This is a genomic window from Streptosporangium sp. NPDC020072, assembly GCF_040631445.1.
Lineage (GTDB): Bacteria > Actinomycetota > Actinomycetes > Streptosporangiales > Streptosporangiaceae > Streptosporangium.
Window position 1 is genome coordinate 114,309 of sequence record NZ_JBEYAB010000021.1, and the last position, 21,140, is coordinate 135,448.

The following is a 21,140-nucleotide window of genomic DNA, read 5'->3' on the forward strand; positions in this document are numbered from 1 at the left end:
ATCCGAACGCTCGCCGGGGGTTCGCCGGACATGGAGCTTCGCCAGTTACAGGTCTTCGAGGCGGTCGCCAGGCACGGGACCGTCACCGACGCCGCCAACGCGCTCGGCAACGCGCCCTCCTCCGTCTCGGCGCAGATCCGCGTGCTGGAGAGGTCCCTGGGAGTGGCGCTGTTCGAACGCGGACCCAGGGGGATGGGCCTGACCCCGGCCGGTGAGCGCATGCGGTCGTGGGCGCGGCGACTCCTCGACCAGGCCGAACAGGCCAGACTCGACGTCGCCGGAGGCGGGCGGGAGCTGCGTCTGGGCGCGCTGGAGACCATCGCCGCGACCCATGTGCCCGCGATCCTCACCCGGCTGGCCGTGCGGCGCCCCGAACTGCGGGTCGAGGTGAGCTCCGACGCCGCCAGGGACCGGCTGCTGGCCGACGTCGCCGAGGGCGACCTGGACGCGGCGCTGCTGCTGGACGCGGGGGAGGGGCTCGGCGGGCTCGGCTTCGGCCTGCCGTCGGCGCCGCTCGACTTCCTCGACCTGGAGACCGTACGGCTCGTGCTCGTCGCAGCCCCGGGGCACCCGCTCTCCGGGAGGCGAGAGGTGACCAGAGGGGACCTGCGCGGCCAGGACCTGCTGGTCAACGTGCCCGCCTGCTCGTTCTGGCTGGCCGGGGAGCGCCTGTTCGGGCAGGACATGCGCCGGGTCAGGGCGGGCGGGGTCTCCGTCATGCGCGCCTGGGCCGAACGCGGTCTCGGCGTCACCCTGCTGCCCGACTTCGCGGTCTCCGCCCAGCTCGACGAGGGCACCCTCGTACGGCTCGCCGTCGAAACCACCCCGCTGGCGCTGCGGCTCGTCTGGCGCGCCGACCGGGAGGACGTCCCCGGCCTGCGCGAGGTCCTGTACGCCGTGGCGGACCCAGGCCGTAGGTTGGGCGGGTGAGCACGTGGAGCGCGGAGCGGCGGATCTCCTCGGCGACCGGTTACCTGCTCCTGCGCCTGGGCGGTCTCGTCCGCGACCGGGTCGAGGACGAACTGCGGCGGTGGGGGATAACGGGCAAGGAACTGCGGGTGATGAGCCTCGCCGGCGACCGGGAGGCGTCGCAGCGTGACCTGTGCGGACTGTCCGGCCTCGACCGCACGACGATGGTCGCGGTAATCGACAAGCTGGAGCGGCTCGGCTACGCCCGGCGGGCCCGCAGCGCGGCCGACCGGCGCAAACAGCTCGTCCTGCTGACCGAGGAGGGCAGACAGGCCGTCGAGGAGGCCGTGACGCGGATGACCGAGGTGGAGGCCGACTTCCTCTCGCCCCTCGACCCGGCCGAACGCGAGCTGCTCAACGAGATGGTCGCCCGGCTCTACACGGTCCACAGCACCTCGTGAGATTACTGACCGTTTTGGTGTGACTACATAGGGAAATGGTTCCTTATGTGGATAGCGGGGGCGGCCCCTGGACTGAAGATCGACTGGGCCAGGATGCCCACCTACAACACGATCATGGCGGTCGCGGCGGGTGTGGGGCTGGTCCTGGTGGTCGCACTCGGGCACAAGGTGCTGCGCGGCAGGATCAACGACCACTTCGAGGGCTGGGCGCTGGCCTTCGGGGTGCTCGGCCTGATCCTCACGACGACCGGCCTGCACATGACGCTCACCTGGCCGCTCGCCGGGCAGGGCTTCCCCTTCGACAACATCGTCTTCGGGGAGCCCGCACTGGCCTTCGGGGCGCTGCTGTTGTTCGCGGCCTTCTACCTGTGGCGCAAGGGCGTGCTGCTGGCCGCCGCGCTGGACCGCCCCGCCCTGCTCGCCCGCACGGCGGGCCCCGTCTCCCTGTTCGTCGCGGGCATGGGGCTCGGGTGCTTCGGCATCGCGGCGGCCGGATGGACCTACACCCTGTTCGCCGCCCCGCCCCAGGAGCCCATCTCCGGGGCCTTCGCCGACATGCCGTTGCTTGAGGCGACGTTCATCTCCGGCCTCTACGTCCTGGTCGGCCTGGGCGCGGTGCTCTTCCCGCTGGCGCTGCGGGCCAAAGGGGGAGGGCTCACGACCGTCGTCGGGGTGTGCTGGGGGGTGGCCGGAATCGCCTTCACCCTGTTCGGGGCGCTGAACTACTTCACCCACATCGGCCTGATCGTCAACACCATGTAGGCCGGGGTCAGGCCAGGGCCCGGGACAGTTCGACGGCCGAGGCGGCCACCCGGGGGCCGACGACCTCGGGGTCCAGCGGGGTGAAGGAGACCACGCCGACCGACGCCTCAAGCCACGGCAATCCGGGCACGGGCGCCGCGATACCCCTGGCCCCCTCCTGGAGGTGCCCCTCGGTGACCACATGGCCCGTACGGCCTTCGCGCAGGGCGAGCACGGCCAGTCCTGCGGCCCCCTTGGACAGCGGGTGACGCGACCCCTCGCGGTAGGCGACGTGCATGTCCGTCCACGACGGTTCGACGACCGCGACGGCCAGCCCGTCCTCCCCCTCGGCGACCGTGAGGTGCGCGGTCGCCCCGACCTCCTCGGCGAGCCGCCGCAGGGCGGGCAGGGCGCCCTCACGCAGCAACGGCTGTACGGCCCTGGCCAGGACGAGGACGCCGAAGCCCAGATGGAGACGGCCCTCACCGTCCCGCCTGACGAACCCCTCGTTCTGCAGGGTGGTGAGCAGGCGGTAGACCGCCGGGCGGCTCAGCCCCAGCTCCGCGGCCAGTTCGGTCGGGGTCCGGCCGGGCCTGCCGTCGGAGAGCAGGCGCAGCAGGCGCAGACCGCGCTCAAGGGTCTGCGAGGACTCCGCGGCCATCAGGGCGTCCACAGGGCTGGGAACATGCCCCGATTATCCGTGGTGTCCCAATGTGATGTCCGCGCGGCCTCCGCCGTACGGGACCGTCGGTATGGCATTTCGGTATGGCCAAGCTGAGCTGACTGGGATATGGCGGGTTTCTGGCTATTTCCTGACTAAGCCTGTTGAGGGATCGGAGATCTGTATAGGGTGCGAAACGATCGTTTTGACTGGATCACCGGGAGTTCGGGACATGCGAATCAACCTGCGACGGACTCTTGCCGTCGGCGCGGCCGTCGCGGTCATCGGAGCGCTGGCGCCGGCTGCGGCGGCCTTCTCACAGGACGACGATCGCAGCTGTAACGATCTGATGGGTGACGACGCCCCCGCCTTCATCGTGTGCCGCTGGCTGGCCAAGCCGGACGAGGCATACGACATCGTGAAGTTCTGGAGCGCGAACGACAACGCCAACCTCAAGTCCGCCACCGCCACCGACGGCCAGTTCATCGACTGCTCGGCCCCGGGAAGCTCCTGTCCTCAGCTTGAGGGCGACGGCACCGTGGGCGACGAGAACACCCCGCTCCCCGAGGGCGCGGACGCCGACGGCGCGCCCGAGTGCGAGGCGGGCCAGGAGTGCGCGGTCGGCGGCTACCAGGAGGGCGGCGACGGCACGCAGAGCGCGCCCGAGCAGAGCAGCGGCCTCAAGCCCACCGGCCAGGCGAACACCGCCCAGAACGCCACGGCCCAGACCGCCCAGCAGGCGGCCGCCACGGTCCCGACCCCGCAGGAGGTCACCGCCGCCGCGCAGGGTCCCGTCGGCCAGGTGATCACCACCGCCAAGGGCACCGGCCTGCGCGTCTGGATCGACACCGAGCTGGCCGACGACTGGAAGGCGGGGGCGCAGAACTTCTCCGCCGCCGTCAAGCGGGTCGCCGCCCTGGCCGCCCGCCCCGAGGTCGCCGGAATCCGGTTCAGCTCCCAGCTCGGCTACAACTCGACCTTCAAGACCGACGACGAGGTGCTGGCCTTCGTCACGGCCGCCTCCGCCGCGCTGCGCCAGGCCGCGCCGGGCAAGCGTCTCGGCGTCCACACGGTCGTCCCCGAGCTGGCCTGCGGCGGTGACGAGGCCTGCAAGACCGAGATGCGCAAGCGCTACCCGCTGCTGGCCCCCGAGCGGGTCGAGTCGCACCTGATCTCCGGCCGGGTCGACCAGCTCTCCCTCGACAACGGCCTGACCTACGGCGGCTACACCGCCTGGAAGATCACCCCGGAGCAGGCCCAGGCCAACCAGTGGATCCAGGTCCGCGCCCGCGCCTGGGACGCCCTGGGCCAGGTCGCCGCCGAGGAGACCGGCCTGGTCGGCCAGGTCACCGCGGAGCAGATCGCGGCCAGGGTCTCCAAGCCCGTCCTGGACGGCTCCGCCCAGCAGGTGAACGTCTGGACCCGGGTCCAGGACGCCAAGGGCACCGTCACCCGGCTGACCGCCTGGGACGAGTTGAAGAAGCTCGCCCCGATCCAGCGTCGCATGGCCGCCGTCTACACCCCGGCGACCCCCGAGGTGGACACGGCGACCGACCTCAAGAAGATCGCCGAAACCTTCAGCCAGGTCTACCTGACGATCGCCTGACCCTCCCAGGCCGAACGCGGAAACCCCAGCCCACGACCCGAACCGTGGGACTGGGGTTTCGTGTTTCCACCGAACGGAGGAGCGCCCTGGGGCCGGTCAGAAGACCGGGCGCCAGGAGCTGCCCACGCCCTTCTCCGCCTCGAAGGCGGGTCTGGCCGTCACCGTGTCGTAGATGATGTGCAGCGCCGTGACGCGCCCGTCGTCGGCCAGTTCGAGGACGTCGACGCACTCGAAGTTCGCCGGTTGCCCCGAGGGCAGGGTCCAGTCGAAGCGGAACCAGATGGTCACCAGCGGGGCTCCGGTGACGGTCCTGCCCTGCGTCGTGCCGAGCAGCAGCAGTTTGGCGCGGCCCGTGTCGGCGAACAGCGCGGGGTAGAACTCCGCCGCGGGCATGGGGCCGTACAGGGGGGAGTGGACGATCCCTCCCTCCTGGTACAGGCCGAGCACGGCGTCGAGGTCGCCGCGTTCGAGCCCGTCAAGGTAGGCGTGAGCGAGTTCTTCCGGGGTCACGGTCTTTCACCTTCTCTGAGATCGTCGCTGTTCGGGGTCGTGAGGCGTTCGAGGATGTCGAGGTCGAGCTCCATGGCGCTGGTTCCCGGCGGCAGGTCCATGGCGCCGACCGTGTCGGGACTCAGCTGCCCGGCGTGGCCGAGCACGGTGGGACCCGCGAGCAGCGCGACACAGCGTCCGGGCAGCCACGGCGGAGGACCTCCCTCCCGGGTGGTCAGCCGCAGGCCGTCTCCTGAGGCGCCCGCGACCGTGCGGGCCGCGTCGACCAGCTCAGCCCAGCGGGGTTCTCCCGCCAGCGCGGCCGCCAGGTGGTACGGCTGCGCGGGGACGAGGTCCCGCAGCGCCCGCAGGTCGGCCTCGCCGGGCCGCGCCCCGGTGGGCACGCGGGGCGCCCGAGCCATGAGGACCGGGGAGGTGAAGACCGTGCCCTGCTCGAACAGGCCGAGGTTCGTCCGGCCGCGTGCGACGTCCCGGCGCAACGCGCCCAGCAGGCCGGGCAGCAGCGTGGTGCGCAGCTCGGGTTCGCCGGCGTCGAGCGGGTTGACGAGCGTGAGGGTGCGTCTGCGCGGGTCGTCGGCGGCCAGGCCGAGGGCGTCCCAGGTGGCGGTTCCGACGAAGGGGGAGGTCACGGTCTCGACGTATCCGGCCGAGGCCAGCGCCCTCCCGGCCGCCCGCCTGACGGTTCCGGGGCGGGGCGGACCGGGCGGCTCCTCGGGCAGCGGCGTCTCACCGAGGGCGCGGATGTCGTCGAGGCCGTGTTTGAGCATCAACGTGCGCTCCACACCCACGCCGAAGGCGAATCCGCCGTACTCGGCCGGGTCGACACCGCAGGTCGCCAGCACCCTGGGGTGGACCATCCCGCAGCCGCCCCACTCGACCCATCCCGCTCCCGAGCAGGTACGGCACGCCCGTTCGGGAACGCCGCGGCAGACGGCGCACACCACGTCGATCTCGGCGGACGGCTCGGTGTAGGCGAACCAGTGGGGCCGCAGCCTGGTCACCACGCCGTGGCCGAACACCGCCGACGCGAAGTGGTCGAGCGTGCCCGCCAGGTCGGCCATGGTCAGGCCGCGGTCCACGACCAGCCCCTCGACCTGGGTGAAGACCGGGCTGTGGGTGGCGTCGGGCGGGTCGGGGCGGAAGACACGCCCGGTGCAGATCATCCGGATCGGCGGAGGGGAGGAGAGCATGCGCCTGATCTGCACCGGGGAGGTGTGTCCCCGCAGCACCAGGCCACAGCCGCGTCCGTTGTCCGACGGGTCGGCGACGTAGAAGGTGTGGTCCCGGTCGCGGGCGAAGTGGCCCTTGTCCATGTTGAGGGCGTCGAAGGCGAACCACTCGGCCTCCACCTCGGGCCCGTCGGCGACCCGGTAGCCCAGGTCGGCGAAGACGTCCACGATCCGTTCGGACATCACGGTCACCGGATGTCGGGCGCCGGGCGGGGCGCAGGAGACGTACGGCGAGGCCGTACCGGTGTGGGGGGCGGGAACACGCCCCCCGGTCGCGGCTATCATCATCCGTCCTTCAGGGTCCAGGCGGCGATGCGCTCGTGGACCAGGTCCATCTGGTCCCACGCCCGCCTGCAGGTCTCGGCGAGCGCGGGAAAGGCCGAGGGGGGCAGGGCCGTCAGGTGGGCCCTGCCGACGTTCCTGTGGTCGTCGTCCGCCTGGGCGTGCAGGGCGAAGTAGCCGCCCTCCTCCTGGAAGATCTCCGAGGTGGTGAGACCGAACAGGTGGCCGCTCGACTCGACGACCATGTGCACGAGCACGATCCGCTGGGCCTCGTCCATCTGGTACATCTGGGCGACGAACCAGCTTCCCGCCGCTTCGAGGATCGGGTCGTAGACGTCGGTGCCCGCGTCGTACTGTTCGAGCAGCAGGCGGTCGTGACCGAGCTCCTCGCGCAGATGCTCGCCGTACTCCGCGCGCAGACGCTCCTCGGAGCAGGTGGCCTGGCGGGCGTGGAGCATCCGCTGGAAGTAGGTCGCCCACACGTAGAGAGCGGCCAGGAAACGCGCCCGAAGCACCGGTTCCCTGGTCAGCCTGCCGCTGTCGAACAGGGTGAACAGCGCGTTGCCCCGGTGGCGCAGGAGCAGCGTCTCGTTCAGGCGTTCGAGCTCGGCCAGCGCCTCCCCGGAGCCGCCGAAGCTCGCTCTCGGCGTGTGCCCGTCCTCGTAGAGACCGGCCCCCTCGAACTGCACGGACAGACCGTGGAACTCCTCACCGGGACGGGTGCGGAAACCGTGGTCGCTCTCCGGAGGCACACACACGACGTCCCCCTCGGACAGTTCGCGTTCGTCGGAGCCGAGCAGCAGCACCGAGCCGCTGCAGACCAGGATCATGGACTTGGTCGGATGCCGGTGCACGGCCAGGCTCTCCCCGTCGCGCAGCCGTACCCAGGCGAAGGACGGTCTGCCCGCCTCGGGCAGGAAAGCGGCCAGGGCGTCGTTGCGGCGGAAGTCGCGTTGCTGGCCGAGCTGGTGGATGTCGCCGTCGATCCTGACCGAGGTAATGGCGCGGATGTCGTGACGGGCGACGGTCGTCACGGACAGCGCCGTGGTCGTCTCGGTGCTCATGCCTGGAGTCCTCTCCCCCGGATCGCGGCGATCCCGCCGCGTGCCATGCGGAACGTCGTTTTCCTCACACCGACCGAGGGCTCCTGCGCCGTACCGGCGGTCCCCTTGAGTACGGCGAGCAGCCGGGTGTTGTCCATGGGCCGTCCCACGGAGACGCGCACGTGCCCAGGCCAGCCCATCGGCTCGGGCAGCGTGTCGAAGCCGGCTCGCCAGAGTTCGTCGGCGAGGGCGTGTTCCCCCTCGACCGTGACGAAGCCCGCCTCGGCGAAGACGCGCCCGACTCCCGGGCATCCGGCGAGCCCGACCGCCAGCCGGTCGCGCTCCCCGGTGAACGCCGCGATCCGTTCGCGCAGCCGCGTCGGCCGTGACAGCTCGGCGACGGCCCGCGCCGCCACCGGTCCCGGCAGGGCGTACGGCAGCCGCGTCTTGCGCAGCGCCGTGAGCAGGTCGGGATGGGCGAACACGGCGCCGAGACGCAGAGCCGCGAGGCCGAGCGCCTTGGACATCGACCGCACGACCACGAGGTTGGGGTGCTCGGGGATCAGGTGCCGGTACGACACACGCCCCGAGCACTCGACGTAGGCCTCGTCGATCACGACCAGGCCGTGGAAGGACCCAAGGAGCGCCAGGACGTCCCGCCGGTCCAGGCAGGTGCCGGTCGGGTTGCCCGGGTCGCACAGGATGACGCCCTTGACCGGGAGTGAGGCGAGCCGCTCGACGTCGAGCCGGTCGAGCCGCTCTCCCCGTAACGGGACGGGCAGGCGGGCGATCCGGTAGACCGTGGCCAGTTCGTCGAAGAGCGCGAAACTGGGCGGGGTCACGGCGACCGCGTCCGAGGCGGGTTCGAAGAACGTCCTGAAGACCAGGTCGAGGCCGTCGGCCGCGCCTCGTGTGATCAGGACGCTTTCCGGCCCCCACCGCCACCTGGGGCGGGTGAGGCCGTCGGGCACGGGCTCGACGACGTCGAGCGCGCGGGTGTAGGCGGCGACCAGGTCGTCGTTCCCGTTGTCGGGATAGTGGCGGTGCGGTCCGCCGAAGGGATTCTCGTTGTCTCTCAGATTGACCAGGTCGTGGCGTTCCCGGCGGGGCGCCGTGGGGAACGTCGGTCGCATCGACCGGATCACTTCACGTGCGAGACCTCCGGCCATGTCTCACCTCCTGCGGAGAAAGCCGGATGGAGGACCCTGGAGACCGATCGGTCGTATGCCTGGGAATCTCCGGCTGGCTCCGCGCTGTCGCGGTGAGTCGGCGGGAGGTCGGCGAGGGGACGACCGATCCGCTGCGCAGGATTGGGGTCAGCTCACGCTGGAAAGCTGAACCGGGTGTGCGTGTGGGAGTCTTTCGTGGTGCGTACGGTGCTCGGAAAAGGCGTTCAGGGGGGCGTTTCCGGGGGCACGGTGCTCATGGGCCGTGCCGTGAGCGGGCGGACGACGTGACCGTGTGACGCATTGAACCTCACCTCATCGCTACATTATGAAGCTCATTGGCTACTTTAAGTTATTAGGTCGTGAATGGAGAGTCAATAGCCCGCAAGGGCAGGAGCGAATGCTTTGCCATATCGCCGATGCACCACCGAATTTCAGCTATTCAGGCGGCGTATTAGTGGATAAATCCACTTGAAGTGGTAAATGTCCGGCGACTATGGCGGAAGGCCGGGCGGGGGGCCGTCCCGGCCCCCACGGCCCTCGATGAGGAGAAACGGGGGAAATCAGCCGAGATATCCGGCGAATTCCTCCAGGGAGATGAGGCCGTCGCCGTCCTGGTCGATCCTGGCCACGGCCTCGGCCGCCCCCTGAGGGGTGAGCGGCTGACCGAGCACCTCCATCAGCCGTGCGAGCTCGGGCGCCGAGATGAGGCCGTCGCCGTCCACATCGATGATCCTGAACGTCGTCGCGTAGTCTTCCGCCACGGTGTGTCTGCCTTCCAGAGGTCGGGGGGAACCGGATTCCCAGCACATTAGCGGCCCGTCCCCTCCCCGAGGAGGGGCCCGCCGAACCTTGGCGCGGGCCCCGCCCCGGGCGTCCTGAGAAGGCTCAGAGGACCGCTCCCGACCCCTCCCTCGTACGGCTCCGCGTGGCCTTGGGACGCGGCGGCGCCGCCTTGCCACGCCGCTCGAACTCGATCGCCAGCGGCGCCGCGACCAGCGCCGAGGACAGCGTGCCGACGACGATGCCGATCAGCAGCGCGACCGCGAAGTCGGTCAGCGAGTCACCCCCGAGCACGGCCAGCGCGCCGAGGATGAACAGCGCGCCGAGACCCGTGTTCACCGTACGGGGCACGGTCTGCAGGATGGCGGTGTTGACCACCTCGGCGAACGGCGCCTTGCGCCGCGCCCCCCACAGTTCGCGGACCCGGTCGAAGACCACGACCTTGTCGTTGACCGAGTAACCGATCACGGTGAGCATCGAGGCCAGGAAGACCCCGTCGATCGGCTTGCCCAGCCAGGCGAACGCGCCGATCACGGCCGCGGCGTCCACGACCAGGGCGAGCACCGTCGCCAGACCGAACGTCCAGCGGAACCGGAAGGCCAGATAGGCCAGCTGCGCGGCGAGCGCGACACCGAGCGCGATCATGGCGTTCCTGCGCAGCTCCTCGCCCAGGCTGGGGCCGATGAGCTCGTCACGCTGCTTGGTGACCGTACCGCCCCCGCCTTCCAGCGCCGTCTCGATACGCGCCTGCTCGGCCTCGCCGATCCGGCCGGTCCGCACCGAGACGCCCTCGTCCGAGGACTGCACGACCGCGTTCGGGAACCCGGCCTCGGAGACCAGTTCGCGGGCGGCGTCGGCGCTCAGCGGCTTGGTCGTGGAGTACTCCATCAGCCTGCCGCCGGTGAACTCGACGCCGAAGTCCAGCCCCCTGACCGTGATCCCGCCGATCGCCGCGACCATCAGCGCCGCGGTGACCAGGAAGTACGGCATCCGCCTGCGCATCAGGGCGGGCTGACGCTCGGTCAGCCACCTGCGGACCCGGCCGACGTCCGCCAGACCGGTCAGCTTGGGCCGCCTGGCGACCGGGGACAGGTTCACCGCCCACTGGGCCAGCACCCGGGTGACGACCATCGCGGTGAACAGCGAGGCCACGACGCCGATGACCAGCGTGACGCCGAAGCCCCGCACCGGCCCCGAGGCCAGGAAGAACAGCAGGCCGGCGGCCAGCAGCGTCGTGATGTTGGAGTCGGCGACCGCGCTCCACGCGTTGCGGAAGCCCTTGTCGAGCGCGGGCCGCAGCCGGGGCTTGACGGCGTACTCCTCCCTGGCGCGCTCGAAGACCAGCACGTTCGCGTCGACGGCCATGCCGATCGCGAGCACGAAACCCGCCAGACCGGGCAGGGTGAGCGTGGCGCCGAGCGCGACCAGCGCGGCGTAGGAGATCAACGCGTAGCAGAGCAGGGCGATGGTGGCGATCGCCCCCGCCAGGCGGTAGGTCACCACGATGAACAGCGCGGTGAGCAGCACGCCGATGACGGCGGCCTGGGCGCTGGCCAGGATGGCCGCGGCGCCGAGCGTCGGGCCGACGGTCCGCTGTTCGACGATCTCGACGGGCACGGGCAGCGAACCGCCCTTGATCAGCGCGGCCAGGTCCTGCGCCTCCTCGACGCTGAAGGAGCCGGTGATCTGCGTCGAACCGCCCGTCAGTCCGACCCGGCAGCCGACGCCCTCGTTGACCTGCGGAGAGATGAGGACCTTGTCGTCGAGCACGATGGCGACCCTGCGCTTGGGGTCGCCGGGGGCGTTGCAGGCGGCCTCGCCGGTCAGCTTCGCCCACTCCTCGCCGCCCTTGTCGCGGAAGTCCAGTGTGACGAACCAGCCGCCGCCGCTCTGCGGGTCCGTCCCCGCCTCGGCGCCGCTGACGCCGTCCCCGGTGAGCCTGGCGGGGCCGACGAGCAGCTTGGCGCCGTCCTCGTCGGGGATGACGAGCTGGCCCTTGCCGGGAGTCGTCTTCTCGTCCGCCATGCCCTCGACGGCGTGGAAGGTCAGCTGCGCGGTCTTGCCGATGACCTCGGCGGCCCTGGCCGGGTCCTGCACACCGGGCAGTTCGACGATGATGCGCCGCTCGCCGGAACGCGACAGCGGGGCGTCCGCGACACCGAGCGCGTCGGCCCTGCGCCGCAGCACCTCAAGGGTGCGGTCGGTGGCCTCGGCGTCGGCCTTGGCGGTCGGGGAGTCCCTGGTCTCCAGCACGATCTGGGTACCGCCGCGCAGGTCGAGACCGAGGCGTGGCGTCATGGTGAACGCCACGAAGAGTGAGATGGCGATGACGGCGAGCGCCGTCACCGCGCGCACCACGGGGGCACGCGACATGGAAGCCTCCACAGGCTTGGAAGAAGTCCTTGGGTTACGGCCCGCGGGTGCGCCGGAGCGCCGTTGAGGCATGACCAGGGCATGAGCAAAGGCACTGGCAAAGGCACTGGTCAGGGTGCCGGCAGGGCATCCGCGGGCGCGCCGGGACGTTCGCGGGTACGGCGAAGCCCGGAAAGGTGTTCCGGGACGTCCCAGGCGGTTCGACCGTCAGGGAACGGGCCGGACGGCGCCGTCACTCCGGACGTGCCGGGGTGCTTCGCCGTCCTGAACGTCCCGGACGGTGTCGTCCGCCCGGCGTGTGGCCGGGCGGTCAGGTGGCGCTCAGGCGCCTGTGGAGGTGGCCGGAGGGGCCCTGGCGGGGCCGGTCCCCGGTGCCGGGGGTGGGAAGGGCGCCTCGCCCGTGGCGCGGGGCCGTGGCCCGGTCGGCAGCAGGGCGGGCGTGAAGTCCGCCTGCGGGACGACGGCCGGGTGACCGCCGCTTCCCGCCGGTCCGGCCAGGAGCGAGAGCAGGGCGGAGGTGAGGGTCCCCGGGATGTGCGGGCGCTCTCCCGCCGACGACTCCTGGGAGAGCGGGCGCCGCTCCGCGATGATCGCGAAGTGCCGGGGGGCGGCGGCCGTACCGGTGAGCGAGGCCGGGGAGGGGAAGGCGCCGGGGCCGGCCGCGACGAGCAGCGGGAACAGCAGGCTGAGCAGCCACCCGAAGGGTGCGCCGTGCCTGAGCTGCCGCATGGTCCCCTCCACAGTCCGGCCTCCACCGTAGCCGTACCGGCGCCATAAGGGGAACGATCACTACTTAATACCCCCATAAACGGGTAAAGCCCGGGTAGTGCGGGCGCATGCGACTGACCCACACTGCTGATCTGTGGTGGAAGAACGCCGTCGTCTACTGCCTCGACGTCGAGACGTACAAGGACGGCAACGGCGACGGCGTCGGAGACTTCAGGGGACTCACCCAGCAGATCGACCATCTCGACCGTCTCGGGGTGACGTGCATCTGGCTGATGCCCTTCTTCCCCACCCCCGGCCGCGACGACGGCTACGACATCACCGACTTCTACTCGGTCGACCCCCGCCTGGGCACCCTCGGCGACTTCGTGGAGTTCATGCGGACCGCCAGGGACCGGGGCATCCGGGTGATCGCCGACCTGGTGGTCAACCACACCTCCGACGAGCATCCGTGGTTCCGGGAGTCCAGGTCGGGCCGGGACTCGCCGAAGCGCGACTGGTACGTCTGGCGGGACGAGCCAGGACCTTTCGACCCGAAGGCGATCGTCTTCCCCGACAAGGAGGACAGCATCTGGGAACTCGACGAGGGGAGTGGCCAGTACTACCTGCACAGCTTCTACCGCTTCCAGCCCGACCTGAACGTGGGCAACCCCGAGGTCCGCGACGAGATCGCCCGCATCCTCGGCTTCTGGATGGAGCTGGGCCTCTCCGGCTTCCGGGTCGACGCGGTGCCGTTCCTGATCGAGGGGGCCGGCGGTGACCCGCACTCCTTCCTGGCGGACCTGCGCGCCTTCATGAACCGCCGCGACGGTGGCGCGATCCTGCTGGGCGAGGTCAACCTGCCCTACCCGGACCTGATGGCCTACTTCGGTGACGGCAACGGCAACGAGGTCACCATGTGCTTCGACTTCATCGGGATGCAGCGTCTGCACCTGTCGATGGCCCGGGGTCGTCCCGCCGCCCTGGCCGAGGCCCTGCGCGAGCGGCCCGCCCCGCCGAAGGACTGCCAGTGGGCCACCTTCATCCGCAACCACGACGAACTGACCCTGGACAAGCTCACCGACGCCGAGCGTCAGGAGGTCTTCGACGCCTTCGCCCCCGAGAAGGACATGCAGGTCTTCGGCCGGGGAGTACGGCGGCGCCTGCCACCGATGCTCGACGGCGACCGGCGGCGGCTCGCGCTGGCCTACAGCGTGATGTTCTCCCTGCCCGGCACGCCGGTGCTCTTCTACGGTGAGGAGATCGGCCTCGGCGAGAACCCGGAGGGGGAGGGCCGGATGGCGGTCAGGGTCCCCATGCAGTGGACGTCCTCGGGAGGGTTCTCACCCGTCGCCGAGCGGACCCCCGTCTCCACCCCGGCAGGGCCGTACGGCCCGCGCGAGGTCAACGTCGAGGCCCAGCGCCGCGACCCCGACTCGCTGCTGCACTGGATCACCCTGCTGATCGAGCGTTACCGGGAGTCTCCGGAGCTGGCCTGGGGCGCCTACCGGGTCCTGGAGACGGCGGACGAGGCGGTGCTGGTCCACCGGGCCGACGCCGAGGGCGGCACCGTGGTCGCCGTCCACAACTTCGCCGACCGCGAGGCGAGGGCCGAGTTCGTCCTGGACGGCCTGGACGAGGGGCAGGTGCTGACCGACCTGCTGGTCGACGGCACGCTCGACCTGCCTCCCGACGGAAGGGTGAGCCTCACGCTTGAGCCGTACGGCACGCGCTGGCTGCGGGTGTCGGCGCCCGACGAGCCCCTTGAGGACGCCTCGGCCAAGGGGAGCTGACCGCCGTGGGAGGCGGCCGTCGTGGGCCGGGTGCGGGGCCACCCGTGGGACCGCATATGCTTCGCATGGCCAGATTTATGGATTTAGTGGGACTTAAAGGGAGAAATTGACCGTGTACAAGGAGTTCGCCGTCGAAGCCGTGGTGTGGCTGATCCCCGTCGTCGTCCTGCTGGGCCTGGCCTTCATGATCACCGCCTGACCGATCTCCGCTGGCGGCTGCTCCGAACTTCGGCTTTGATGACCACATGTTCGGAAAAGCCCGGGAACAGCCGCTGAACGGCCACTGGATTCGCCTGAATCGGATCACCGGCGGGGTCGCCGTGACCCCTCCGCACCTCTTCCCGCTCGTCGTGCCGCCGGCCATGACGGCGGCGGTCCTGGCCGGGCGCCGGGCGCCCACGGGGAGCCGAGGACGACCTCGGCTCCCGGCCAGGACGCTCAACCACGCCACGGCCAGGCGGGGACGCCTCAGCGTTCGGCCAGGACGATCACCGAGTCACCCTCCCCGAGGGTGACCGGGCGGGACTTGTCGGGGTTGAGGACGACGCCGAAGTGCGGCGCCTCGTTCGCCCGCTCCGCCAGCCGGTAGCCGATCGCCGTCTCACCCCGGCGTCTGGCCGACTCGATCACCGTGGCGAAGCCGACCGGCGTGTCCTTACGGACGTACCGGGTCGCCGGGCGCGGGTAGATCTCCGACCCCCTGGAGTCGAAGAGGTAGCCGAACACCTCCGCCAGGTGCCGGTTCTCGGCGAGCTGGGCGAGCAGCAGGCCGATGACCGTGTCGCTGATCACGATGTCGTCGGCCTCGGTGACCTCGGCCAGGCTCCGGTTGTTCTCGTCGTGCATCTCGCTGACGATCGAGTACCGCTCGCCGAGCGCGGTCTGCATGTCCCTCAGCTGCAACAGCGTCATCAGGGTGCGGGTGTCGGCGTGCTCGGCGGGGTAGCGGTCGTCGGAGAGCACGATCACGTGCTGGTAGACGCCCAGGCCCAGCGATTCGAGCGCGTAGCGGTCGGTGGTCTCGCACTCCTTGGCGTTGACCGTCAGGTTGGCCAGCCCCTCGAAGGGGATCGCGGCGTCCGGATGGTCGGATGCGATGTCCAGCGCGGAACCGGGTGCCACGTAGCCGTCGAGGTAGTGGACGACCTGGCGGCCCCTGCCGTTCCAGTTGAGCACGAGCGTCCGCTCGGGGCCGGGCCTGACGTGCGGGGCCTCGACGATCGCCTCCTCGTCGGCCTCGGCGCCGCCCTCGGCGAGGTGGATCAGCGAGTCGTCCTGGGCGATCACGATGACCTCGTCCCGCGCCGTGATCACCGTGTCCGCCGGCGGGTTCAGCATGACGCCGCCGGGGCCCCGCAGCCCGATGACCGTGGCCGTCCGGTAGGCCGGGAGCGCCTGGCCGTACGTCAGGCCGGTGAGGTCGGGGTCGGAGCGCAGGTAGATCTCTCCGGCGTCGAAGTTGAGCAGGTCCATGCAGACGACCGACATGCCCGACTGCCTGGACGACTGCACGATGAGCCGGGAGGCGGTGTCGTCGGAGTCCACCAGGTGGACGTCGGGGCCGCCCGCGAGCCGGGCGGCGGCCATGTTCGCGGTGCGGGCGATCGCGGCGACCACGGGAGGGTGGTCGCCCGCCCGCTTGGCCAGCGCGAGCAGCGTCTTGATGACGTGCGCGTCCGGGTCGTCGCCCTGCGGGGACAGGACGACCACCGAGCGGGCGGCGTCGAGGTTCATCAGGTCGAGGTCGGTGGGCTCGGTCGGCCGCCCGGTCCTGCAGACCAGCTTGGTCCTGCCGAGGTCTCCCACGTGGCGGCGGATCTCGTCCTCCATCCGGGACTTGTCCCGGTCGGCGAGGACCGTGATGACCGACCCTCTGCCGCTCGCGTGCGCCTGGATCAGCTCGGTGACGATCGTGAAGACCTGCTCGGACCAGCCGAGAACCACGATGTGGCCGTTCTCGATGATCCGGGACCTGCCCTCACGCAGCTGCTCGAACTTGGTCTTGAGCCCGTTGGAGAGCACGCCGACCAGGGCGCTGACGATGAACAGGCCACCCATGGAGGCGATGAACATCAGGGCGACGAACAGGATGCTTCCGGTGTCGCTGGCGACCTTGCCGGGACTCAGCGTGCGCATCAGCGAGACCCACAGCATGCCGGGCAGACCGCTGTTGCGCGCGGCGTCCTTGGGGGTCAGCCACAGGCTGAGCAGGCTGACCAGCACGATCAGCCCCAGCGAGATGAGGGCCAGCCAGCCGATCAACGCCACCGTGCCCCGCGACATGGTGTTGTCGAACCAGTACCGCAACCGCTCCCGGACCGTCGGCCTTGACACGGACCCCTCCCCGTAGGTGAACACCGGACCAACAATCGCACAAAAGTTGCATGTCGCTCTGGTGTTCGCAAATTCATGAAATATAGCGCGTTTTCCGTGTTTCTCGTGCCGTGCCGGGGCGGGGCCGGAGCTTTACGGCCGCCGGGCCGGCAGCACGACGATCCGCCGCAGGTCGACGTGCCGGGGGCGGCTCGTCGCGCAGGCGATCAGGCCGGCGCCGTCCTCGGCCGAGAGCGCGCCGACGGCCTCGAACGTCCGGCCGAGCCGGCCGTCGAGGACCGGCTCCGGGCCGCCGGTGCGCACGACCGTGCCGGGCTCGGAGCCGGCGGGTGAACTCGCCCTGACCACGCGGGGCGCGTCCCTCAGCCGGTCGTGAGCTTCGTCCACGGCCCCGGGGGATGGTCGTCCCTGGGCAGCCACAGCGAGGGCTGCAGGTCACGCAGCCGGGGCGTCGCCTGGGCGTCCCAGGGGAACAGGCCCGCCCTGTCCGGCCAGACGACCTCCATGAAGGACAGCGGGGGCCTGCGGTAGAAACGCAGCGCCACACCGAACAGCGAGCGGTACCAGCTGTGGTCGACCGTACGCGTGACGACCGGGTAGTTCCTGATGACGTCGTCCCGCTCCTGGCCGTCCGCCATCAGGTGACCGGCCGCGACCCGGTCGGCGAGGGTGTTCAGGCAGCGGCGCATCACCTCGACGTCCAGCCCGAACATGGCCGCCTCCGGCGACCTGAAGGTGTGCCACAGCCCGACGGTGAACGCCCACCCGGGGCCGTCCTCGTCCTCGGGGACCATGACCACGGCCCACCCGTCCCGCTCGACCCTCCGTACGGTGCCGCGGTCGAACTCGTCGAGTTCCTCGTCGTGCGCGGCGCAGAGCGGACATTGGCAGATGAGCCGGTCGAACATGCCTCTGAGCGTAGTGGTCAGGTGGTCTGCCGCATTTGAGGGGCTTGCCAAGGTTGCGTGTGGGGGTGTCCCGGCCTCGCGAAACTGTCGGTGGCGGCCCCTAACCTGTCGGAGCAGGGTTCCCGCCGGGCCCCGCTGGACGACCCGAAGGGCCCACGCCGTGACGACCCACAACGACACCCTCACCGGTGAGCGCGCCGACCTGCTGGAGACGCTGAGCGTGCACCGGGCCTTCCTGCGGGGCACGGTCGCCGGTCTCACCGACGAGCAGGCCGCGACGCGCACCACCGTGAGCGAGCTGTGCCTGGGCGGGCTCATCAAGCACGTGGCGAACGTCGAGGCCCGCTGGATGCGCTTCGCGACCGGTGACCCCGAGGCGATGACGACGAACGAGACCGACTGGACCGGCCAGTTCCGCATGCTCGACGGCGAGACGCTCGAAAGCCTGCTCGCCGCCTACGAGGAGGTCGCCCGCACGACCGACGAGCTGGTCGCGACGCTCGACCTGGACGTCTCGTATCCCCTGCCGCAGGCCCCGTGGTTCCCGCCGAACGCGCGCAGGTCGGTGCGCCGGGTCCTGCTCCACCTCATCGCCGAGACCTCCCAGCACGCGGGCCACGCCGACATCATCCGCGAGTCCCTCGACGGCGCCAAGAGCATGGGCTGACCCCTCGCGGGTCCCGTTCCCGGGCTCTTTCGGCGGCGGTCCACCTGCCCGGTGGGCCGCCCGGCTCAGTCTGAGGACACACCTTCACCGCACGGCACGCCGCCCTCCGGGCCCTTCGGAGCCGCCCCCTGCGGGGTCCCGGCCTCGGCCGCCTCGAAGAGGCCCACGAGGGTCCGCAGCCCCTCCAGGATCTCGGCTCCGGTCGGCGCCTGCTCCGGGTCGGCCAGCCACTGCATCATCACGCCGGACAGCAGGGCCAGCTGCACCGAGCCGAGGGTGCGCGTCGTGCCCTCCTGGAGCGCGTCCTCCTCCACTCCCAGCAGGATCGAGGCCAGCCCCCGGCGGCCCTCCCGCTGGCCGTCGGCGAGATACCTCCGCAGCTCCGGTGAGTGCTCGGCCTGCACCAGCGCCTCGACGCTGGCCGCCCACAGTTTCCTGTGGGTGCCGAACGACTTCGACAGCCGTGTCCACAGGGCCTCGTACCGCTCCTCGGGGGTCGCGGTGAGGTCGTCGTAGACGGCGGAGGCCGTCTGCCCGGTCTCCAGGCCCCACTCGTCGATCGCCTGGATGAGCGCCGCGTTCAGCAGCGCCTCCCGCGAGCCGAAGTGGTAGCCGATGGCCGCCATGCTCACCCCGGCCGCCGCCGCGATGTCGCGCACGGTCGTTCGCGCCCACCCCTTCTCCTCCAGGCAGCGCCTCGCCCCGGCGAGCAGGTCCTCGCGATTTCCCATAGCGGGATGCTACTCGCCCTGTTCACGGCGCCACGCTCTCTTGCGCAAATGCATTAGGCATATGCATTGCGCAAATGCCCAAATCGCCGGTACCTTCATGACAGGCGAGAGAGCGGGCCGTACCGGCACCCGCTCGCGAAGCCGTACGGAAGCCGAGTTGAGGAGAGAGCCATGAACCATGTCATCGCGCCGACGGTGGCCCCGGTGCGGGCGGAGCTGGACATCGCGGGCCGCCGCCTGTCCTACGTCGACTTCGGCGGGCCGGGGCGTCCGCTGCTCGCCCTGCACGGGCACCTGTCGGAGGGGACGAGCTTCGCCGCCGTCGCCGCCGGGCTGGCCCCCGAGTGGCGGGTCATCGCACCCGACCAGCGGGGGCACGGCGAGTCCGACCGGGCCGCCGACTACTCCCGCGAGGGCTACCTCGCCGACATCCTCGCCCTGCTCGACCACCTCGGCCTCGACCGGGTGGCGGTGATGGGCCACTCACTGGGCGGCATCAACGCCTACCACCTCGCCGCCCGTCACCCCGAGCGGGTCACCGCCCTCGTCAACGCGGACGCGCCGGTCGTCCTCGGCATCGACGGGGAGCCCAACCCGCTGGCGTTCCTGGAAAGCCTGCCTTACCAGGCGCCCACCCGTGAGGGGCTGGTCGAGGCGCTCGGCGAGGCCGCCCCCTACTTCACCGAGACCCTGCGGGAGAACCCCGACGGCACCTGGCGCCTGCCCTTCCACCCCCAGGACATGCTCGCCTCCGAGGAGCTCAACCGGGGTGACCACTGGGCCGCCTGGCTCGCCACCACCTGCCCCGCCCTCGTTATCCGGGGCACGAAGGGCAGCGTCATCCCCGCCGACCAGGTCCAGGCCATGATCGACCGCCGTCCGAACACCCGCCTCGCCGAACTGGCCACCGACCACTTCGTCTACGCCGGCGACCCCGAGGGCTTCACCGCGGCCGTCCGTGAGTTCCTCGGCTCCCTGGCCTAGGGTCCCGGGGTCAACCCCCCGAGGCGTTCGGCCTTCGAGCGCAGGTAGCGCTGCTCGGGGATGCTGGCCGTGTGCCGGGCGGCCAGGAGGTACTCCTCGTGGGCCGCGCGCGGGTCGTCGGCCATCTCCAGCAGGTGGGCGCGCACCGCGCGGAAACGATGGTGCCTGGCCATCCGGTCGTCGCCCTCCAACTCCTCAAGGAGCAGCAGACCGGCCCTCGGTCCCTCGGTCATGGCGACGGCGACGGCCCGGTTGAGCGTGACCATCGGGTTGGGCGTGAGCCGTTCGAGGATCTTGTAGAGGATCGCGATCTGCGTCCAGTCGGTGTCCTCGGGGTCGGCCGCCTCGGCGTGCACGGCCGCGATGGCGGCCTGGAGCTGGTACGGGCCCAGACCGGAGCGCGACATGGCCCCGGTGACCAGCGCCGTGCCCTCCGCGATCGCGGCGGCGTCCCAGCGAGACCTGTCCTGCTCGGCAAGGGGAATCAACGCGCCGTCGGCACCGGTCCTCGCGGGTCGCCGCGCCTCGGTCAGCAGCATGAGCGCCAGCAGCCCGGCCACCTCACCGTCTTCGGGAAGCCGCCGCAGCACCGCGCGCGTCAGCCGTACGGCCTCGCGGGTCAGGTCGGTCCGGTGCAGGTCGGGGCCGCAGGTGGCGGTGTAACCCTCGTTGAAGATCAGATAGAGCACCTGGAGGACCACGCGCAGCCGTTCGGCCCGCTCGTGCTCCGGCGGCTCCTCGAAACGCGCGCCCGCGGCCCTGATGCGCTGCTTGGCCCGGCTGATGCGGGGCGCCATGGTGGCCTCGGGGACGAGAAAGGCACGGGCGATCTCCGCGGCGGTGAGCCCGCCGACCGCGCGCAGGGTCAGCGCCACCTGGGAGCCCGGGGTCAGCGCGGGGTGGCAGCACAGGAACAGCAGGGTCAGGGTGTCGTCCCGGTCACCCCACGAGTGCTCGTCGGGCCCCGGCGCGACCTCGGGGAGCTGCGCCGCGACGGTGGCCTCGCGGCGGCGCCTGGCCTGCTCGGCGCGGAGCAGGTCGACCAGGCGGCGGGAGGCGACGGTCGTCATCCACCCGCGCGGGTTGTCGGGGACCCCTTCGACCGGCCACTGCTGCGCCGCGGCCAGCAGCGCCTCCTGGACGGCGTCCTCGCAGAGCCCGAAGTCGTCGTACCTGCGGGCGAGCGTGCCGAGAACCTGCGGCGCGAGCGAGCGCAGCAAGTCCTCGAATCCGTTCGCGGCTGTCATGCCCCTC

The 21,140-nt window shown here is 71.1% G+C and carries 20 protein-coding genes; 7 read left to right on the forward strand and 13 right to left on the reverse strand.

Translation table 11 applies throughout. The features are described from left to right. Positions 1–30: 30 nt before the first annotated feature. From ABZ470_RS38010 to ABZ470_RS38020, 3 genes are read left to right on the forward strand one after another with little or no spacing between them, the layout of a single operon-like run. Positions 31–930: a LysR family transcriptional regulator gene (locus tag ABZ470_RS38010; protein ID WP_362917646.1), complete on the forward strand. Its 900-nt coding sequence runs from the start codon at positions 31–33 to the stop codon at positions 928–930. Next, on the forward strand, positions 927–1,370 hold the full coding sequence (locus tag ABZ470_RS38015) for a MarR family transcriptional regulator (RefSeq protein ID WP_362917648.1): 444 nt from the start codon (positions 927–929) through the stop codon (positions 1,368–1,370). The genes ABZ470_RS38010 and ABZ470_RS38015 overlap by 4 nt, the downstream gene beginning before the upstream one ends. A gap of 45 nt (positions 1,371–1,415) precedes the next feature. After that, a complete protein-coding gene (locus ABZ470_RS38020) occupies positions 1,416–2,132 on the forward strand; it encodes a DUF981 family protein (RefSeq protein ID WP_352014246.1) in 717 nt (238 codons plus the stop codon). 7 nt (positions 2,133–2,139) lie between these two features. Here the strand turns inward: ABZ470_RS38020 and ABZ470_RS38025 are convergent, their stop codons facing one another. After that, a complete protein-coding gene (locus ABZ470_RS38025; RefSeq protein ID WP_362917650.1) occupies positions 2,140–2,772 on the reverse strand; it encodes a helix-turn-helix domain-containing protein in 633 nt (210 codons plus the stop codon). A gap of 232 nt (positions 2,773–3,004) precedes the next feature. Here ABZ470_RS38025 and ABZ470_RS38030 point away from each other — a divergent pair, with 232 nt between their 5' ends. Continuing rightward, positions 3,005–4,378 carry a hypothetical protein gene (locus tag ABZ470_RS38030; protein WP_362779319.1) on the forward strand — a complete coding sequence of 458 codons (1,374 nt, stop codon included), beginning with the start codon at positions 3,005–3,007 and terminating at the stop codon, positions 4,376–4,378. Between the two features lie 96 nt (positions 4,379–4,474). Here the strand turns inward: ABZ470_RS38030 and ABZ470_RS38035 are convergent, their stop codons facing one another. The 7 genes from ABZ470_RS38035 to ABZ470_RS38065 form a co-directional block, all read right to left on the reverse strand. Further along, a complete protein-coding gene (locus ABZ470_RS38035) occupies positions 4,475–4,888 on the reverse strand; it encodes a nuclear transport factor 2 family protein (protein ID WP_352014243.1) in 414 nt (137 codons plus the stop codon). Next, entirely contained in the window at positions 4,885–6,405 is a 1,521-nt protein-coding gene (locus tag ABZ470_RS38040) for a hypothetical protein (protein WP_362917652.1), read from the reverse strand. Before ABZ470_RS38040 ends, ABZ470_RS38035 begins: the two co-directional genes overlap by 4 nt. Then, the gene (locus ABZ470_RS38045) at positions 6,402–7,463 is read right to left on the reverse strand and encodes a cupin domain-containing protein (RefSeq protein WP_352014241.1); all 1,062 of its coding nucleotides are present in this window, start codon (positions 7,461–7,463) and stop codon (positions 6,402–6,404) included. The genes ABZ470_RS38040 and ABZ470_RS38045 overlap by 4 nt, the downstream gene beginning before the upstream one ends. After that, positions 7,460–8,575 carry an aminotransferase class I/II-fold pyridoxal phosphate-dependent enzyme gene (locus ABZ470_RS38050; RefSeq protein WP_362917655.1) on the reverse strand — a complete coding sequence of 372 codons (1,116 nt, stop codon included), beginning with the start codon at positions 8,573–8,575 and terminating at the stop codon, positions 7,460–7,462. The genes ABZ470_RS38045 and ABZ470_RS38050 overlap by 4 nt, the downstream gene beginning before the upstream one ends. Before the next feature lie 596 nt (positions 8,576–9,171). Further along, on the reverse strand, positions 9,172–9,372 hold the full coding sequence (locus ABZ470_RS38055; RefSeq protein ID WP_352014239.1) for an EF-hand domain-containing protein: 201 nt from the start codon (positions 9,370–9,372) through the stop codon (positions 9,172–9,174). 124 nt (positions 9,373–9,496) lie between these two features. Beyond that, positions 9,497–11,764, reverse strand: a complete 2,268-nt coding sequence (secD, locus tag ABZ470_RS38060; protein WP_362917657.1) for a protein translocase subunit SecD — start codon at positions 11,762–11,764, stop codon at positions 9,497–9,499. Between the two features lie 321 nt (positions 11,765–12,085). Further along, positions 12,086–12,493: a hypothetical protein gene (locus ABZ470_RS38065; protein ID WP_362917659.1), complete on the reverse strand. Its 408-nt coding sequence runs from the start codon at positions 12,491–12,493 to the stop codon at positions 12,086–12,088. A 107-nt stretch (positions 12,494–12,600) separates the two neighbouring features. Here ABZ470_RS38065 and ABZ470_RS38070 point away from each other — a divergent pair, with 107 nt between their 5' ends. Then, positions 12,601–14,262, forward strand: coding sequence for an alpha-amylase family protein (locus ABZ470_RS38070; RefSeq protein ID WP_362917661.1), 1,662 nt, complete (start codon positions 12,601–12,603; stop codon positions 14,260–14,262). Between the two features lie 468 nt (positions 14,263–14,730). Here ABZ470_RS38070 and ABZ470_RS38075 read toward each other — a convergent pair whose 3' ends face one another. From ABZ470_RS38075 to ABZ470_RS38085, 3 genes are all read right to left on the reverse strand, one after another. Beyond that, entirely contained in the window at positions 14,731–16,596 is a 1,866-nt protein-coding gene (locus ABZ470_RS38075) for a potassium transporter TrkA (protein ID WP_362779344.1), read from the reverse strand. Between the two features lie 132 nt (positions 16,597–16,728). After that, entirely contained in the window at positions 16,729–16,983 is a 255-nt protein-coding gene (locus ABZ470_RS38080) for a hypothetical protein (RefSeq protein ID WP_362917663.1), read from the reverse strand. Beyond that, positions 16,959–17,504 carry a DUF4262 domain-containing protein gene (locus ABZ470_RS38085; RefSeq protein WP_352014233.1) on the reverse strand — a complete coding sequence of 182 codons (546 nt, stop codon included), beginning with the start codon at positions 17,502–17,504 and terminating at the stop codon, positions 16,959–16,961. The genes ABZ470_RS38080 and ABZ470_RS38085 overlap by 25 nt, the downstream gene beginning before the upstream one ends. 160 nt (positions 17,505–17,664) lie before the next feature. Between ABZ470_RS38085 and ABZ470_RS38090 the strand changes: the two genes are divergently transcribed. Further along, complete coding sequence (locus tag ABZ470_RS38090) at positions 17,665–18,171, forward strand: DinB family protein (protein WP_362917666.1); 507 nt, start codon at positions 17,665–17,667, stop codon at positions 18,169–18,171. A gap of 65 nt (positions 18,172–18,236) precedes the next feature. Here ABZ470_RS38090 and ABZ470_RS38095 read toward each other — a convergent pair whose 3' ends face one another. Further along, complete coding sequence (locus ABZ470_RS38095; RefSeq protein WP_362917668.1) at positions 18,237–18,902, reverse strand: TetR/AcrR family transcriptional regulator; 666 nt, start codon at positions 18,900–18,902, stop codon at positions 18,237–18,239. A gap of 171 nt (positions 18,903–19,073) precedes the next feature. Here ABZ470_RS38095 and ABZ470_RS38100 point away from each other — a divergent pair, with 171 nt between their 5' ends. Further along, positions 19,074–19,886 carry an alpha/beta hydrolase gene (locus ABZ470_RS38100; protein WP_362917670.1) on the forward strand — a complete coding sequence of 271 codons (813 nt, stop codon included), beginning with the start codon at positions 19,074–19,076 and terminating at the stop codon, positions 19,884–19,886. On the opposite strand, the gene ABZ470_RS38105 is transcribed toward ABZ470_RS38100, so the two are convergent. Further along, positions 19,883–21,133: a DUF6596 domain-containing protein gene (locus ABZ470_RS38105; RefSeq protein WP_362917672.1), complete on the reverse strand. Its 1,251-nt coding sequence runs from the start codon at positions 21,131–21,133 to the stop codon at positions 19,883–19,885. The genes ABZ470_RS38100 and ABZ470_RS38105 overlap by 4 nt on opposite strands. Positions 21,134–21,140: the final 7 nt, after the last annotated feature.